We start from the raw sequence: 15,600 nt of genomic DNA on the forward strand, positions 1-15,600 counted from the left end.
ATTCCAACAGCGCTCCGGGACGGAGGCGAGACTACGGATCAGCGCTGCTCAGCGTGCACAGGCACGCAAGACCCAGGCCGTCTAAGCACAGCACATTTTGAAGAAGCAACAGGGAAAAGATCGAAGGAAGACCACGCGCCGGACGGCCATGGGTATCGCTGCGTGGGCGCGATTATATATTTCTAAATGTTACGGAAATGTAAATTCCACATAAATTCTGCGGCCTGCCAGGACCGGACGCCCTGGCGCCTGTCGGGACACGGCGAGCGCCATGTCCCGAGCCGGATCAGCCGCGCTTGACCGCCTGCAACGTGTAGCTCAGCGGCAGGCGCCCAGGCGCTTGCGCCAGCCGCCATTCATCGTCCTGCGGCGAATGGACCATCTGCCCCGGCAGCGCCTCCCAGGGAACGCTCTGGTGCTCCACCAGGCCGGTGATCACCATCCCCTCGTTCAACAGGGCCGTGATGATCTCGCCCAGACCATGGTTCCAGGTATGGGTGACCGTGGCCGTCAACGGCGAGTCGCTCGCCACATAGGTCTGGTCGCTGCTGAACACCAATGGCTGCTCATGCTCGAAGTACGGGTACTCCACCCGCAAGCCATCCTGATGCGCCTCGTTGAGCGACCAGAGCATCGGATGGCCTTCACGGATGAACAACCGGCCACCCGGTTTCAGCAGCGCCGCGACCGTCCGTGCCCACGGCTGGATGTGCGGCAACCAGCACAAGGCGCCGATGCCGGTATAGACCAGGTCGAAAGTCCCGCGCGGCAACACGTCGGCGGCGGCCTGCACATCGGCCTCGACAAACTCCAGCTCGCTGCCACAGCCCCGGGCCAGGGCACGGGCCTCGAGCAGCGCGGCGGGCGAGAAATCCAGCCCGGTCATCGTTGCCCCGAGCCGCGACAGCGACAGCGTGTCGGTGCCGATATGGCATTGCAGGTGAACACCACGCAACCCGGCGATATCGCCGAGCAGTGGCAGGTCGAAGCGCACCACATCGGAGAGATGCTGCGGATCGGCGAGAAAGCGATGCAGGCCATACTCGGCGGAGCGTGCATGCACCGGCGCACGATCATTCCAGTTGGCCTTGTTGATGTTCAGCGAGTCATTCATGGGCAAAGGGTCCCTGCCATTTTCCAGACCGGAACCCTACCACCCTCGCCGACAGAAAAATTTGAGCAAGTTGTAAAGCTTCAGGCGTGTGCCCAGCGCCGATGCAGGCCACGCGCCAGGGCATCCAGGGCAAAGCCGAGTACGCCGATCAGCAGCACCATCGCCATCAGCTCCGAGTAGGCCAGCCGGTCACGGGTGTCGAGGATGAAGTAGCCCAGGCCCGCGCTGACCCCGAGCATTTCGCACGGCACCAGGACGATCCAGAGAATGCCGATGGACAACCGCACACCGGTCAGCACATGGCCGAGCACACCCGGCAAAATGACCTTGCGCAGGGTTTCCCAGCGGGTGGCGCTGAGGCTGCGGCTCAACTGCAACCAGCGCGGATCGAGCTGGCGCACGCCGGCCGCGGTATTGAGCATGATCGGCCAGACTGCGGCAAAGGCCAGCAGGAAGTAGATCGGCTGGTCGCCCACGCCCATCAGCATCACCACCACCGGCATCCATGACAGCGGCGAGATCATCCGCAGGAACTGGAAGGCCGGCGTGGTCGCCGCCTCCAGTTGACGGTAGCTGCCGATCAGCAGGCCCAGGGGCACGCCGATCAGCAGGGCCAGCAACAACCCCACCAGGATTCGCTTCAGGCTCACCAGCACGTGCTCGTAGAGTTCGGCGCGACCGAGCAGTTCGACCAGGCTGGCCAGGGTCGCCTGCGGCGAGAAACGCGCCGACAGGCCATCGGCGCTGCCGAACAGATGAACGCCAAGCCACCAGGCCAGCAGCAGGCTCAACAGGCCGGCAAGACCCAATGCCCAGTTCCACAACGGCTTGCCCATCAGATGCTGAACTCCTCGCTGCGCTCGAAGTCGTCCGGCAGGCCGAACGCCTTGAGCCCGCCCACGGCGGCAATGCTGTTGCGCACGAAGCGATCGTCCACCAGGTCCCGGGCGGTCTGCGCCGGGTCGAGGTTGGCGAGAAAGCCCTTGTCGCCCTCGATCAGGGTGTCCTTCAACCGCCGCACCAGCTCCTCGGTGTAGCTGGGGAACGGATAGGGCTGGAAGTCGATACGCTGCTCGTCCCAATTGCCGTGGCGGATCGCTCCGCTGGCGAGGTAGGCGTCGCGGTCGGCAGCGTTCGGCGTCAGCACCCGGCCAAGCACTTGCGGCGTATGCGGCGTATAGCGGTTGCTACCGTCCTTGGACAGCAGCCTGGCCGCCTCGGCGCGGTTGTCACGCGTCCACAGCTGCGCCTTGACGATGGCGTTGACCACTTTCTGCGACCACTCGGGGCGCGTGTTCAGATCCTGCTCGTGCATGAACACCACGCAGCAGGCATGGTTGCGCCAGATATCACCGGTGAAGCGCTGGACCCGGCCAACCTTGAGCTCCTCGGCCAGCGCATTGAACGGCTCGGCGACGATATAGCCGGCGATACGCTTGCTGGCCAGGGCCGGCGGCATGTCCGACGGCGGCAGCACCACCAGGTTGACCTCGTTGGCCGCCAGCGCGCTGTTGGCCGGCTTGCTCACCGGTTGCAGGCCGTTGTCACGAAACAGTTGCTGCACCACCACGTTGTGGATCGAGTACCAGAACGGGATCGCCACCGACTGCCCGCCCAACTGCTTGACCTCGGTGATACCGGGCGCGACGGTCAGGCCCGAACCGCCAACATGGTTCCAGGCCACCACCTTGGCCGGCACCTTGCTGCCATAGCGGGCCCAGACGGTCATCGGCGACAGCAGGTGGATCACGTTGACCTGGCCGGAAATGAACGCCTCGATCACCTGCGCCCAACTGCGCAACAGTACCGGCCGTTCGGCCTTGATGCCCTCGGCCTCGAACAGGCCGTTGTTGTGCGCCACCAGCAGCGGCGTGGCGTCGGTGATCGGCAGGTAGCCGATGCGCACTGGCGCATCCGGCTCCGAAGCCGCCCGCGCCTGCCGGCTGTTGAGCAGCGGCAAGGCACCCCCTGCGGTCAGCAGGGCGCTGAGTTTGAGGAAGTCACGACGAGTGTGGGTGAAGTCGTCCAGGCACATGATCCATCTCCGACGGTTCGGGCTGCGTTGAATTGAGAGGGTTGCGGCTTGCCCGCCGAAGGGTTTTGAGAATCTCGATGCGCAGGGCACCCAGTTCATCGACCAGTTCGGCACGCGGCTGCGGCAGGTCGATACGCCATTCACCGAGCGTGCGCGCCGGGCTGTTACCCAGTAGCAGGATACGGTCGGAAAGCAGCAGGGCTTCATCGATGTCATGAGTGATGAGCACCGCTGCGGTGTGATGTTCGGCAATCACCCGCAACAGCAATTGCTGCATGTCGGCGCGGGTGACTTCATCGAGCGCACCGAAGGGCTCATCCAGCAACAGCACCTGGGGCTGGCGGGCCAGGCAACGGGCCAATGCCGTGCGCTGGGCCATGCCACCGGAGAGCTGCGCCGGATAATGCTCGCGTGCATGCTGCAGGCCGACCTCGCTGATCGCAGCGTCGATCCGGGCCTGGCGCTGCTGCGCACTCAGCTGCGGCTGCCGGGCGAAGTCCAGGCCGAACGCGACGTTTTTCTCCAGGCTCAGCCAGGGCAACAGGCTCGGATCCTGGAAGGCCACCGCCACCCGAGGGTGCGGCCCCTCCAGGGCCTCGCCGTACAGGCTCACCTGACCGGCACGAGGTTCCTGCAAGCCAGCCAGCACGCGCAGCAGGCTCGACTTGCCGACGCCACTGGGGCCGAGGATCGACACCACTTCGCCCGGTTCCAGTTGCAGATCGAAGTCTGCCAGCACCGCCTGCCAACCCTGCTCCCGCGGATAGCCGAGACTGATCTGTCGGGCCTCCAACAGTGGCGCACTCATGCTGCAGCTTCCCGCGCCTGGCGCAGCAGCTCGGTACACAATTGCACCAGGCTCGGCGTGACGATCGGCACGAACGCCGACTCGCGCCAGCGCCGGGCGAAACCGCTGCCGAACTCGCTCAGGTAGGCCTTGCCGCCACTGGCCTGCAATTCCAGTTGCACCGCCTGGGCCGCGACTTCGGCGAGGGTAATGCGAACCTTGAACAGGTCGGCCGGACGCGTCAGAAAACGGCCATCCAGCAACCCGCTCTTCAGCTCCTCCACCGCCTGCTCCAGCACGTGCCGTTGCTCCAGCAGCGGTTCACGCAGGATCGAGCGACCGTCCTGCAGATGGCTCTCGACCTCATCCAGTGCACGACGGCCCAGGCCGATCGCCATGCCACATTGCAGGCCAAGAAATGCAGGCCGCACCGCAGGCAGGAAACGCTTGGCGTCCTCGTGCAGCAACCAGTCGCTGTTGACGCTCACCTGGTGAAAGTCGATGGCGGCGGTGTTGCTCGATTGCAGGCCCATCAGTTGCAGGTCCTCGGAACGCCGCAGACCGGCCAGGTTGTCCGGGATCGCCAGGACGAACGGCACACCGCCCTCCTCGCGCTCGATCGCCGCCGCCACGACGAAACCACTCTTGCGCAGGTTGGTCACCCAGTGCAGGCGACCGTCGAGCTGCCAGCCATCGGTCCGGGCGCGGGCGCGCACCTGCAGCGATTCGATGCCCGACAGGAACTTCATGGCGTTCGACAGCCCGGTCGCCCCTGCCAGCTCGCCGCTGAGCAGGCTCGGCAACAGGCGCTCGCGCAAGCCGGTATTCGGGCTGTGCAGCAGGTATTCGATAAAGGCACGCTGGCCCCAGAACACGAAGGCGGCCGCCAGGGAATGACTGGCGACATGGGCCAGCGTTTCGACGGCGTCGGTGACATTGCCACCGCTGCCCCCCACCGCTTCGTCGACGCCTACCCGCAGTACACCGGCGGTCGCCAGTTGCGACAGCACCACCTGTGGATCGCACTGCCCCAGGTCCAGGGCCTGGGCGTGTTCGTCCAACCATTGGCTCAATGCCGGATCAAGCATGTGAATGTCTCCTTGAGCGCGGCGCCGGAATACGGCCGGCGCCGCTGAATCATTGACCCGCTTCCCAGCGGTACTTGGCCAGCTCCGGGTTGAGCGGCGTACGGGCGAACACGTTGGCGAAGTTGCAGAGTGTCGCAAGGCTGACGCCGAGAATCACCTCCAGGGCGTTACCTTCTGTGTATCCGGCCTCCTTGAAGACATTGAAGGTCTGCTCGCTGACATTGCCGCGGGTGGCGATGACCTCCCGGGTAAAGGTAGCCAGTACTTCGAGTTTTGCCTGCGGCAGTTCACTCTGGCCCCGCAGGGCGTCGACCACTTCATCCGGCAGCTTGGCCTTGTTCAGCGCCACCGCGGTGTGCCCGGCCACGCAGAAGTCGCAGCCATGGGTCGTGGCGGCAATCAGTTGCACGACCTCGCGCTCGGCCAGGCTCAGTTCGGCTTTGCCATTGAGGCCCGATACCGTAACGTAGGTTTCCAGTGCCGCCGGGGCATTGGCGAGTACGCCCAGCAGGTTCGGGATGAAGCCGGAGTTCTTCTGGGCGTTTTCCAGAAAGGGCCTGGCCGCTTCAGGGGCGCTTTGCAGAGTGTGTAGAGTGACGCGCGACATGGAGTGGACTCCTGCTGTAGGGGATGTCAGGTAAGTCTGTTGGTTATAAAAATTTCGATCCATATTCAAAAGTAGCGATTACTTGCTCCTGAGTGTTTCCATTAGATGATTTCGTCCAGCCCACTGGTTGATTGGTTATTAGAAAGCCTCGAACTCGACACCAGCCTGTTTCACGTCGGCCGCTACTGCGGCGGCTGGCACGCCAGCACCCACGGGCTGGCGCGGGCCAGCTTCCACCTGATAGTGCAGGGTCACTGCTGGCTGCATATTGATGGAGCGCAAGCCGGTGTGCGCCTGGAGGCCGGGGATGCGGTCTTCCTGTTGCGGGACCTGGACTACCGGCTGTCCAGCGCCGAGGACGGTGCCCAGGCCAAGGCCCTGCCGCGCATGGCCATGAGTGCCCTCGACAGCGACGCCCAGGATGGCGTCGGCCTGGTCTGCGGCTTCTTCCACTTTCGCTCGGGGCTGTCGTCACTGATCATCGATGGGTTGCCGGACTGGCTCGTGCTGCGCGCCGGCGATCCTTCGTCGAGTGCGGCGCGCGCGCTGTTCGGGCTGATCCTCGAGGAATGCCAGCGCCAGCCGGCGCCCTCTTCGTCACTGCTCGAGCGCCTGAGCCATCTGCTGTTCCTCTATGTGCTGCGCCAACAGGTGAGCGGCAACCAGGCGCTGGGCGGCCTGGTCTCCCTGGCCCGCCACCCGGGCTTTGCCCCGTTGCTGGAGCAACTGATCGAGCATCCGGCGCAGAACTGGTCGCTGGAGAGCATGGCGGCCTGCACCGGCCTGTCACGCTCGGCGTTCTTCAAGCGCTTCAACGAACTGGCCGGCCAGTCGCCGGGCCAGGTCCTGCTGGCGCTGCGCATCCGCCATGCCTGCCAGTTGCTCAAGGCCAACCACACCGTGGAGCAGGCCTGCGCAGCCGTGGGCTACCAGTCGATCGCCGCGTTTACCCGGGCGTTCACCAAGGCGGTGGGGGTGCAACCGGGGGCGTATCGCAAGCAGCAAGAGGGACGTTGAAGCTGCCGACCGCACGCTTACTCAGTTGTCGAATGACTGCCTTGAAGCTGTCGATAATCGGCAGAGCGCTGGAGCACTTCGGCAAACCCCAGAAAGTTCGCCGGTTTGGTCAGGATATCGTTGGCGCCTGCACGCCGAAAATGCTCGATCTCGCTGGAAAAAGCGCTGGCAGTGAAGGCCACGATATAGCAGTGCTCGCCAGCCGGCAGCTGGCGAATGCGGCGAATAGCCTCCAACCCATCCATGCCGGGCATGTTGATGTCCATGAGAATCACATCGGGAGAAGCACTCATGCAGTAGTCCAGTGCCTCACGTCCGTTGGAGGCCAAGTCCGGCTCATACCCCAGGGTATGGAGCATCGCCATGGCGACCTTCTGGTTCAGCGGATGATTCTCCACCAGCAGGATATCGAGCGGAAAATCACGGGCGAAAGACGTATCGAAAACGGGCGCTGGATGATCCAGGACAACCGGTATCTCGGACTTCAGGAACGACTCGGTGGGCAGGGAGAAGGAAAAAATCGAACCGACACCAAATCGACTGCTGACGGACAACTCACCCGCCAAGGCTTCGATCAGGCTCTTGCAGATCGACAGGCCAAGACCACTGCCACTGAAGCGTTGATCCAGCGGCCCTTCGAACTGGGTGAACGGATCGAACAGGCTGAGCTGCTGTTCGGTGGAGATTCCGATACCGGTATCGCGTATGACAAAGTCCAAGCGTGGCTCGAGCGCATTGGCAGTGGACTCGACGATCAGCGATACCTTGCCCGCTTCGGTGAACTTGATCGCGTTGCCCAGAAGGTTGAACAGGATCTGCCGAAGCCGATCGGCATCCATCTTGACCCAACGAGGAACGCTAGCCGATATATTGACTTCAAGCTCCACCGGTTTGTCCTGGATGTTCTGCCGAAGCAATTCAGCGCTGGAGTCGACCAGGGAACGCAAGTCGAAGACCCGCGGTTTTAGATCGGGCTTGCCCGACTCGATCTTCGCCAGGTCGAGGATATCGTTGATCAGCGCCAGCAGCGCCTTGCCACTCGTATGGATCGTGGCCAGCAATTCGCGCTGTTCCGAATCCAGCGATGTTCCTGCCAACAAATCGGTCGCTCCGATCACGCCATACATGGGCGTACGAATCTCATGGCTCATGGATGCCAGGAACTTTGTCTTGGATCGATCGGCATGCTCGGCAGCCTGCTTGGCCTGCCCCAACTTTTCATTGATTTGCAACTGTTGCAGATGAGCGCGCATGCGCAACGAGTCAACAGCGAAAAGCAGACTAAAGGCTAGAAAAATCAGAATAGCCAATACAATGTGATAAAGGGACTCTCGCCCCAGTTGCTGATAATAGTCGGCCAGTCTTATTTCTGCACCAGCAACATAAACTGTACCATCGCGAGACTTCAACGGAATGAACACCGCCCGAAAATCACCCCAGCGGTCGGAGTAATCGATCCAGTTGGGGGCGCTGCCTTCAAAGCTGTCCAACAATGCCTGGCTGGCATCTGGATAGGGATCGAAAAATCGTACGAAATTCTTGTTTCGGACCTCTTCGGCCGAAGCGCTGGAACTGACCAGATAGGCGGATCCCGCCTGTTTTATCACGGTATAGACGAACGCCGTGCCCATGGCTTCATTGAATCTGGAAAGGCGCTGAATGGCATCCAGATCCTCCTCGACCGACTTTGAGTCCTTGTCGAACAGGTGGTCATGATATCGATCGCCAAGAATGGCAGAAGCACCCAGTGCCGCATGCAAAAGCTTGTCATTGATACTTTGCGTGAGAATGTCGCGGGCCTGGGAATGCAGATAATAAATATAACCACTGACACCGACGACATAAACAAATAACAAAAGCCATAGATTACGCCTGGCCTTGAACATACATCACGGCCTCCGTTGCCGTTAAACCAAGAGGAGCTCCATGCTCCCAATACAAAATACCGCAGGATAGAGCCATCTGGCATCTTACAGCAGCCTGATATCGATCGGGGATTCGACTTACAGGACGTTACAATAAATACTCAAGAAGAGGATTGCTTCAAGGCTCAACCGCGGATAACCCGTCGTGCACATGACACACGAATTCATGCCCAGAGATATCGAAAGCCAGTAGCGCCCCGCCGTGCAACGCGAGGGGACGCTACCAACTCCCGGCCAGAAGCGATCAGCCAGCCAGGAACGCCAGCAGGTCTTCGTTCAACTGTTGCGCATGGGTGACTGCAAAACCGTGCGGTGCGCCGGCATAGACCTTCAGGCGCGCGCCCGGGATCAACTCGGCGGCCAGCTTGCCGGTAGCCTCGAAAGGCACGATCTGGTCGTCATCCCCATGGATCACCAGCGTCGGCACGTCGATCCGGGCCATGTCCGCGCGGAAGTCGGTTTCGGAAAACGCCGTCACGCAGTCCAGGGTGCCCTTGAGCGAAGCCAGCAAGGCGATATTCAGGGTCTGGGTCAAGACGCCCTGGGAAACCACCTGGCCGTGGTTGGTGCCGTAGAACGGCGCGGCGAAATCGGCGATGAACTGCGCGCGGTCCTTGAGCAGGCCGGCCTTGATACCGTCGAAAACCGCCTGTGGCACGCCTTGCGGGTGGTCCTCGGTCTGGATGAACAGCGGAGTCACCGCGCCCAGCAGCACCAGGCCGGCCACGCGCTGGCTGCCGTGGCGGGCGATGTAGCGACTGACATCGCCGCCGCCCATGGAGAAGCCGACCAGGGTGACCTCTTCAAGATCCAGGTGCTCGATCAGCTGGGCCAGGTCATCGGCAAAGGTGTCGTAGTCATAGCCGCTCCAAGGCTGGCTGGAACGACCAAAGCCACGCCGGTCGAAGGCGATGGTGCGATAACCACGGCTGCTCAGGTACTCCATCTGGTATTCCCACATGTCCGCATCCAGTGGCCAACCATGGCTGAACAGCACCGGCTTGCCGGTACCCCAGTCCTTGTAATAGATCTCGGTGCCATCGCGTGTCACGAATGTGCTCATACAAACTCCTGTGGGTCATTGGTCGAATCGGCAAGGTGGCGAGCCGCAGGCACGGCTGTCGACTCGCCAGCGAGCGGCCGTCGGGCTACCCGCCCTCCTACTATCCTCGTAATCCGGCGCCCGCAATTGCAGGCATGTGCTGTCTCATGGCATCAGCACCTCGAACCTCGTCGAGAGGAAATCGTTTGCGCTGACCCTGCTGTTTCATACAAGCGGATGATGGCCGTTTCACAACTTTCAGAACAGCCTCTGGACAACCCAAAAACTGCTTGTTAGTTTCCGCCAGCCAAATGTTTCAACGTATGATAGAGATACAGAAATGATATTAAAGTGATGGCACTTTCTGTCTTTCTCTACAACATGACAAGGATGTGAACGATGAAAAATCTGCAGGGTTTGCCTAGCCTTATCAGTGCGTCAGTAGGTGCTCCCGGCAAGGCGCGAAACTTGCCCGCCGATGTTCAATGCATCCAGTACTTGTTTAACCTGATCATCCCGAAGATGGGTTTTCCACTGCAGGAAAATGGCAAGTGCGATGGTCAGTTGGTGCAGTGCATCAGCCAGTATCAGTTCCGTCATCTCAAGTACGCCCACCCCGATGGCGTCGTCGACCCGACCGGCCGAACCTTCAACAGCCTGATCGAAGAAGCGATCAAGGTACCGGTCAAGCCGAACCTCGGCCTGCGCCTGCCGACGTTCTTCAACGCATTCGCCAACAGTGGCGGTGACGTCCAGGCCACGGTCAACCATTACCTGGACCGCATGCGCGCGATGATCGAAGCCGAGCGGCGCAACCGCCAGATGGTGCTGCAGGCCACGTGCGACGGCAACATGACCCTGAGCGATACCGACTTCCAGAATGCCGCCACCCAGTTGGGCAACGGCATTCCGGTGAACATCATCAAGGCCTTCGCCACCGTCGAGTCCGGTGGCCGCTCCGGTTTCGGCCCGGCCAAGCTGCCGGTGATCGCCTTCGAGGGACATACCTTCCGCAAGTACACCAAGAGCAAATACGACAAGACCCATCCGCTGCTGTCCTATCCCTATGTGAAGAAGGCCGGGCCGCAGTGGCAGGTCAACAACAAGGACCAGGCCAAGGCCTGGGAAACCATGGCCACCGCGTTCGGCCTGGATCAGGAAGCGGCCTTGATGTCGGCCTCGTGGGGCATGTTCCAGGTGATGGGTTTCAACTTTGCCGCCTGTGGTTACAAGAACGTCTTTGAATTCGTCACCGACATGAAACTCAATGCCGGTACGCAACTAAAGGCATTCGTTGGCTTCTGCCTCAAGAATCCGTCGTTGATGAAGGCAATGAAGAACAAGGATTACGTCGGCATGGCGTTCAACTATAACGGCAAGGATTATGGCGACTACGATTCGCGCATTAAAAAGGCCTACGAAAAACTTGAAGGGAAAAAATGACATGACGCGTAAACTTTCCGTTTCCCGCTGGCTGGTCGCCGGGGCCATTTCGCTGTGTGCCGGTACGTCGGCCTTCGCTGCGGGGCTGCATTCGGGCAAGTATGAACAGCTGATGCTGGCGGTCACGCCTGACCACCAGGTCGAGGGTTTCTATGCCGAAGAACGCGGCGAAGGCAACACCTTCAGTTGCGCCTTCTACCTGCAGGGCAAGCCCGAAGCGGTATCGACCTGGCTCGACGAAGTCTATCCGGGCAGCGTGAAACCCTCCGCCGATGGCGTGACCCTGAAGGTCGAAAAAGGCCAGCAGCACCCCGGCTGCATGAACGTGCTGATGCCGGAAATCGCCACCGGCCTGGACCTGACCCAGACCGCCAGCAAGAACTGGATCGGCCTGGTCACGGTTTCGGCGGACAAGGCGCTGCTGCAGAAGACCGCGGACGCCAAGGCCACCAAGGGCCCGTACATCGTCAAGGGCGATGTCGTCGGCGTACTGGCCTACAAGAACGGCGCGGCCCAGGTGGAGTTCACCAATGCCAACGACCGTACCTTCACTGGCTGGATCAGCCAGGACCAGTACTCGCGCGTGAGCGTGCCGCAACACTGATTCTCACCGTCTCTGGCCTGCACTTTCCGGCGCTCCTCACGGGGCCCGGAAAGCCTATCTCGACGCGTCCTTGGTTATTCCCTGTTTTCCAGAAGCCTCGGATCGAACCAGACATCCTCGTAGTCCTCGGTGATGAGGAACCTGAAGCCGGGCGCCAGCCCCAGGTACGGAAGCAGCAGCGGCTCCCAATCATCGAGATGCGCCACGTGCAGGGGCACGAAAAAGTCATCCGCCTCCGATAGCTCCTCCCCCGCCCAGATGTACCAGCCACAGGTACCAGCCTCCGGCCTGATCCGCATGCCATTCAGGGGGCGAACGCCCTCCCTCACGTTGAGCGATATACCCACCTTGTGATTCGGATCGCAGCCAAAGAACTCGAAACCCAGCCTTGTGCAAACCGCCTGCTGAATACCCTGCATGTCGCTCCTCGTCACAAATTCGTCGCACGGGCGTATGTCCATGACGCATAGCCTATTCTCAAACGTCATAACCGCCTATGTTTCTGCGTGGTAGTCTCGCCGCACTCAATGAATAGGCATAGATCGTATTTGACGATGGCCAGAACCAGGAAAGATCATGCCGAAAATCTCCCACACCGCTCTTCGTCGTAATTTTCGTGAATTGCTTGCCAAACCGGCCTGCGTGGAAACAGCGTCCGTGTTTGATCCGATGTCCGCGCGCATCGCGGCCGACCTGGGTTTCGAGGTCGGTATCCTCGGTGGCTCGGTCGCCTCGCTGCAGGTGCTGGCAGCCCCCGATTTCGCCCTGATCACCCTGAGTGAATTCGTCGAACAGGCCACGCGGATCGGCCGTGTCGCCCAGTTGCCCTTCATCGCGGACGCCGACCACGGCTACGGCAACGCCCTCAACGTCATGCGTACCGTCGAAGAACTGGAACGCGCCGGCGTCGCCGCGCTGACCATCGAAGACACCCTGCTGCCGGCGCAGTTCGGCCGCAAGTCCACGGACCTGATCTCCATCGAGGAAGGCATCGGCAAGGTCAAGGCCGCCCTGGAAGCCCGGGTCGACCCGGAACTGACGATCATCGCCCGGACCAACGCCGGGGTGCTGCCGACCCAGGCCATCATCGAACGCACCAGGGCCTATGAAAAGGCCGGTGCCGATGGCATCTGCATGGTTGGCATCAGTGACTTCGACCACCTCGAGCAGATCGCCGAAAACCTCAGCGTACCGCTGATGCTGGTGACCTACGGCAACCCGAAGCTCAACGACAGCCAGCGCCTGGCGGACCTCGGCGTGCGCGTGATCGTCGCCGGCCACGGCGCCTACTTCGCCTCGATCAAGGCCACGTACGACAGCCTGCGCGCCCAGCGCCAGATCACCCACAGCACCTCCAACCTCAGCGCCACCGAGCTGACCCACACCTACACCTTCCCCGAGAGCTATGTGGCCTGGGCGAAAGAGTTCATGGATGTGGAAGAGTGATATCGATCGGACTGCAACCGTAAGCGCTACAAACCTGTCGCCCAGGGAGCGGGCGAAAAACAGGGCGCGGCGAGGACCGGATCGGCCCCCGCCAGCTACCCCTCCCCCTTCTTGGCGGGTTAACGGGTGCCAGGGATCAGGTCGAGGATCTCATCGATACCCAGGCAGCGTTGCTCCACCTCCAGCGTTCGCCCATGCGCCAGGATCCCCGTCGCCACTTCCTTCATGGCCATGTAGGCGCTGCGCAACATGTGGTTGGCGTAGATGACCACATTGAATCCCGCCTCCTGCAACTGGTCAAAACTCAAGTGCGCATAGCTGGTCGGAACGCAAACCAGCGGAACATCGGGGTAATGCACACGAAACCGTCGGGCGAACTCCAGGACCTCCTCGCCATCTTTCCTGCGGCTGTGAATCATGATGCCGTCGGCCCCCGCCTCGGCATAGGCCAGGCAACGCTCCATGGCCTCGTCCATGCCGCGGTCCAGAATCAGGCTCTCGCAACGCGCAATGATCATCATCCCCTCCGGTGACCTGCTCGCGCGGCCCAGGCGGATCTTCTGGCAGAACGCTTCGATTGATTCCTGAGCCTGAGTGACATCCGTGCCAAACAGCGAATTTTTCTTCAGGCCGCACTTGTCCTCGATCACCACGGCCCCGACACCTGCGCGCTCCAGCATCTTGACGTGGATAGCGAAGTGCTCGGGCTTGCCGCCAGTATCGGCGTCGTAAATCATCGGCAAGTCACACACATCGAAAATCTCGCGGATACCCTGCAAGCGATTGCTCGGGGACAGAATCTCGATGTCGGGCAAGCCCCGCTGGGTCGAATCGGTGAGTGAACTGGACCAGATGGCGTCATAGGCCACCCATTGGCCGGGGCCGGTTTCCAGGCGCGATTGCTCTGCCAGCAAGGCGGATATCGGGCTGTGCACTTCCAGCACCCGCAGGCAACGAAGGGTGCCCAACAGGGCGCGAAGGTTGCCTGGACGAACGACTGCTTCCTGCATATGGAACCTCTCAAAGTCGGATAGGCAATGCTCTCGGGTAGCGCTGGTCATGAGTGAGTCATGTCCAGGGGTACGACGAATCGATCGAACTCGTCGGGGGAGACGAAGCCCAACTGATGCGCCACCTCGCGCAAGGATTTCCCTTCGTGATGGGCGGTCTTGGCGATGATCGCGGCCTTGTCGTAGCCGATGTGTCGATTGAGCGCCGTGACCAGCATGAGGTTCTTCTGCAGGTTGGCCTCGATTCGAGGCAGGTTCGGGGTGATGCCCTCGGCACAATGATCATTGAAGGCGCGGCACGACTCGGCCAACAGGGTGATGCTCTCCAGCACGTTGTGCACCATCACCGGCTTGTAGACGTTGAGCTGGAAGTTGCCCTGGCTGCCGGCAAAGGCCACCGTCGCGTCATTGCCGAAGACCTGGGTGCAGACCATGGTCAGCGCCTCGCACTGGGTCGGATTGACCTTGCCCGGCATGATCGACGAGCCGGGTTCGTTCTCGGGGATGTCGATCTCGCCAATGCCGCAACGCGGCCCGCTGGCCAGCCAGCGCACATCGTTGGCGATTTTCAGCAGGGCCATGGCCAGCGTACGGATCGCCGCGGAGGTGTTCACCAAGGCGTCATGGGCAGCCAGGGAAAAGAACTTGTTCGACGACGCCCTGAACGGATAACCGGTCAGTTCGGCGATATGCCGCGCGCACTCATCGCCAAACCGTGGATGGGCATTGAGCCCGGTGCCCACCGCCGTGCCACCGATGGCCAGGTCGTACAGCCCCTGGACATTCTGCTCGATGCCCTTGAGCGTGTAGTCGAGCTGCTCGACCCAGCCACCGATTTCCTGGCCGAGGGTGATCGGCGTTGCGTCCTGCAAGTGGGTCCGGCCGACCTTGACCACGTCGGCGAATGCCTCGGCCTTGGCCGCCAGGGTGTTGCGCAGCAGCGTCACGCCGGGAAGCAGGGTCTCGAAGACTTCACCCACGACCACCATGTACATGGCCGTCGGAAACGTATCATTCGACGACTGGCCCCGGTTGACGTGGTCGTTGGGGTGGATTGGGGTCTTGCTGCCCATTTCCCCGCCGAGCATTTCGATCGCCCGGTTGGCGATGACCTCATTGGCATTCATGTTCGACTGGGTACCGGAGCCGGTCTGGAACACCACCAGCGGAAAATGCTCGTCCAGCTGGCCGGCGATGACTTCGTCGGCAGCCCGGACAATCGGCAAGGCAACCGACTCCGGCAACTCGCCCAGGGCGAGGTTTGCCAATGCCGCCGCCTTTTTCAGAATGCCCATCGAACGGATCATGGGGGCGCCCCACTGGAAGCGCGAACGGCCAATGGGGAAGTGATGGATCGAGCGCTCGGTCTGCGCGCCCCAGTATTTGTCGGACGCTACCGACACAGAGCCCATGGAATCGGATTCAAGACGCATCAGGTTCTCCTGTCATCATGTCGATGACGTGATCAATCGATTATCGAAA

The 15,600-nt window shown here is 61.5% G+C and carries 15 protein-coding genes; 4 read left to right on the forward strand and 11 right to left on the reverse strand.

The genetic code is table 11. The annotated features are described in order from the left end of the window. Positions 1–286 precede the first annotated feature (286 nt). From HU752_RS22560 to HU752_RS22585, 6 genes are all read right to left on the reverse strand, one after another. Entirely contained in the window at positions 287–1,114 is an 828-nt protein-coding gene (locus HU752_RS22560; protein ID WP_186684682.1) for a class I SAM-dependent methyltransferase, read from the reverse strand. 80 nt (positions 1,115–1,194) lie between these two features. Continuing rightward, positions 1,195–1,950: an ABC transporter permease gene (locus tag HU752_RS22565; RefSeq protein WP_186684680.1), complete on the reverse strand. Its 756-nt coding sequence runs from the start codon at positions 1,948–1,950 to the stop codon at positions 1,195–1,197. Beyond that, the gene (locus HU752_RS22570) at positions 1,950–3,149 is read right to left on the reverse strand and encodes an ABC transporter substrate-binding protein (RefSeq protein ID WP_186684678.1); all 1,200 of its coding nucleotides are present in this window, start codon (positions 3,147–3,149) and stop codon (positions 1,950–1,952) included. Before HU752_RS22570 ends, HU752_RS22565 begins: the two co-directional genes overlap by 1 nt. Beyond that, positions 3,115–3,957, reverse strand: coding sequence for an ABC transporter ATP-binding protein (locus HU752_RS22575; protein WP_186684676.1), 843 nt, complete (start codon positions 3,955–3,957; stop codon positions 3,115–3,117). The genes HU752_RS22570 and HU752_RS22575 overlap by 35 nt, the downstream gene beginning before the upstream one ends. Next, the gene (locus HU752_RS22580; protein WP_186684674.1) at positions 3,954–5,024 is read right to left on the reverse strand and encodes an acyl-CoA dehydrogenase family protein; all 1,071 of its coding nucleotides are present in this window, start codon (positions 5,022–5,024) and stop codon (positions 3,954–3,956) included. Before HU752_RS22580 ends, HU752_RS22575 begins: the two co-directional genes overlap by 4 nt. 49 nt (positions 5,025–5,073) lie before the next feature. Next, positions 5,074–5,631, reverse strand: coding sequence for a carboxymuconolactone decarboxylase family protein (locus HU752_RS22585; protein WP_186684673.1), 558 nt, complete (start codon positions 5,629–5,631; stop codon positions 5,074–5,076). A 105-nt stretch (positions 5,632–5,736) separates the two neighbouring features. On the opposite strand from HU752_RS22585, the gene HU752_RS22590 reads away from it, so the two are divergent. Further along, the gene (locus tag HU752_RS22590; protein ID WP_186684671.1) at positions 5,737–6,648 is read left to right on the forward strand and encodes an AraC family transcriptional regulator; all 912 of its coding nucleotides are present in this window, start codon (positions 5,737–5,739) and stop codon (positions 6,646–6,648) included. 17 nt (positions 6,649–6,665) lie between these two features. Here HU752_RS22590 and HU752_RS22595 read toward each other — a convergent pair whose 3' ends face one another. Together HU752_RS22595 and HU752_RS22600 are read right to left on the reverse strand one after the other, a co-directional pair. Continuing rightward, a complete protein-coding gene (locus tag HU752_RS22595; protein ID WP_186684669.1) occupies positions 6,666–8,534 on the reverse strand; it encodes an ATP-binding protein in 1,869 nt (622 codons plus the stop codon). A gap of 283 nt (positions 8,535–8,817) precedes the next feature. Continuing rightward, positions 8,818–9,636 (reverse strand): alpha/beta fold hydrolase, encoded by an 819-nt coding sequence (locus tag HU752_RS22600; protein ID WP_186684667.1) that lies wholly within the window; start codon positions 9,634–9,636, stop codon positions 8,818–8,820. A gap of 378 nt (positions 9,637–10,014) precedes the next feature. Between HU752_RS22600 and HU752_RS22605 the strand changes: the two genes are divergently transcribed. Beyond that, a complete protein-coding gene (locus HU752_RS22605; protein ID WP_186684665.1) occupies positions 10,015–11,058 on the forward strand; it encodes an N-acetylmuramidase family protein in 1,044 nt (347 codons plus the stop codon). A gap of 1 nt (position 11,059) precedes the next feature. Continuing rightward, the gene (locus HU752_RS22610; RefSeq protein WP_186684663.1) at positions 11,060–11,662 is read left to right on the forward strand and encodes a hypothetical protein; all 603 of its coding nucleotides are present in this window, start codon (positions 11,060–11,062) and stop codon (positions 11,660–11,662) included. A 74-nt stretch (positions 11,663–11,736) separates the two neighbouring features. On the opposite strand, the gene HU752_RS22615 is transcribed toward HU752_RS22610, so the two are convergent. Then, positions 11,737–12,081: an immunity protein Imm33 domain-containing protein gene (locus tag HU752_RS22615; RefSeq protein WP_186684661.1), complete on the reverse strand. Its 345-nt coding sequence runs from the start codon at positions 12,079–12,081 to the stop codon at positions 11,737–11,739. A gap of 157 nt (positions 12,082–12,238) precedes the next feature. On the opposite strand from HU752_RS22615, the gene HU752_RS22620 reads away from it, so the two are divergent. After that, positions 12,239–13,108 carry an isocitrate lyase/PEP mutase family protein gene (locus tag HU752_RS22620; RefSeq protein ID WP_186684659.1) on the forward strand — a complete coding sequence of 290 codons (870 nt, stop codon included), beginning with the start codon at positions 12,239–12,241 and terminating at the stop codon, positions 13,106–13,108. Positions 13,109–13,227: 119 nt separating this feature from the next. Here HU752_RS22620 and aepX read toward each other — a convergent pair whose 3' ends face one another. Both aepX and fumC read right to left on the reverse strand, forming a co-directional pair. Then, positions 13,228–14,118, reverse strand: a complete 891-nt coding sequence (aepX, locus tag HU752_RS22625) for a phosphoenolpyruvate mutase (RefSeq protein ID WP_186684657.1) — start codon at positions 14,116–14,118, stop codon at positions 13,228–13,230. Between the two features lie 47 nt (positions 14,119–14,165). After that, entirely contained in the window at positions 14,166–15,554 is a 1,389-nt protein-coding gene (gene fumC, locus HU752_RS22630; protein ID WP_264084006.1) for a class II fumarate hydratase, read from the reverse strand. Positions 15,555–15,600: the final 46 nt, after the last annotated feature.

The sequence above is a fragment of the Pseudomonas vanderleydeniana genome, from assembly GCF_014268755.2.
GTDB classification, from domain to species: Bacteria; Pseudomonadota; Gammaproteobacteria; order Pseudomonadales; family Pseudomonadaceae; genus Aquipseudomonas; species Aquipseudomonas vanderleydeniana.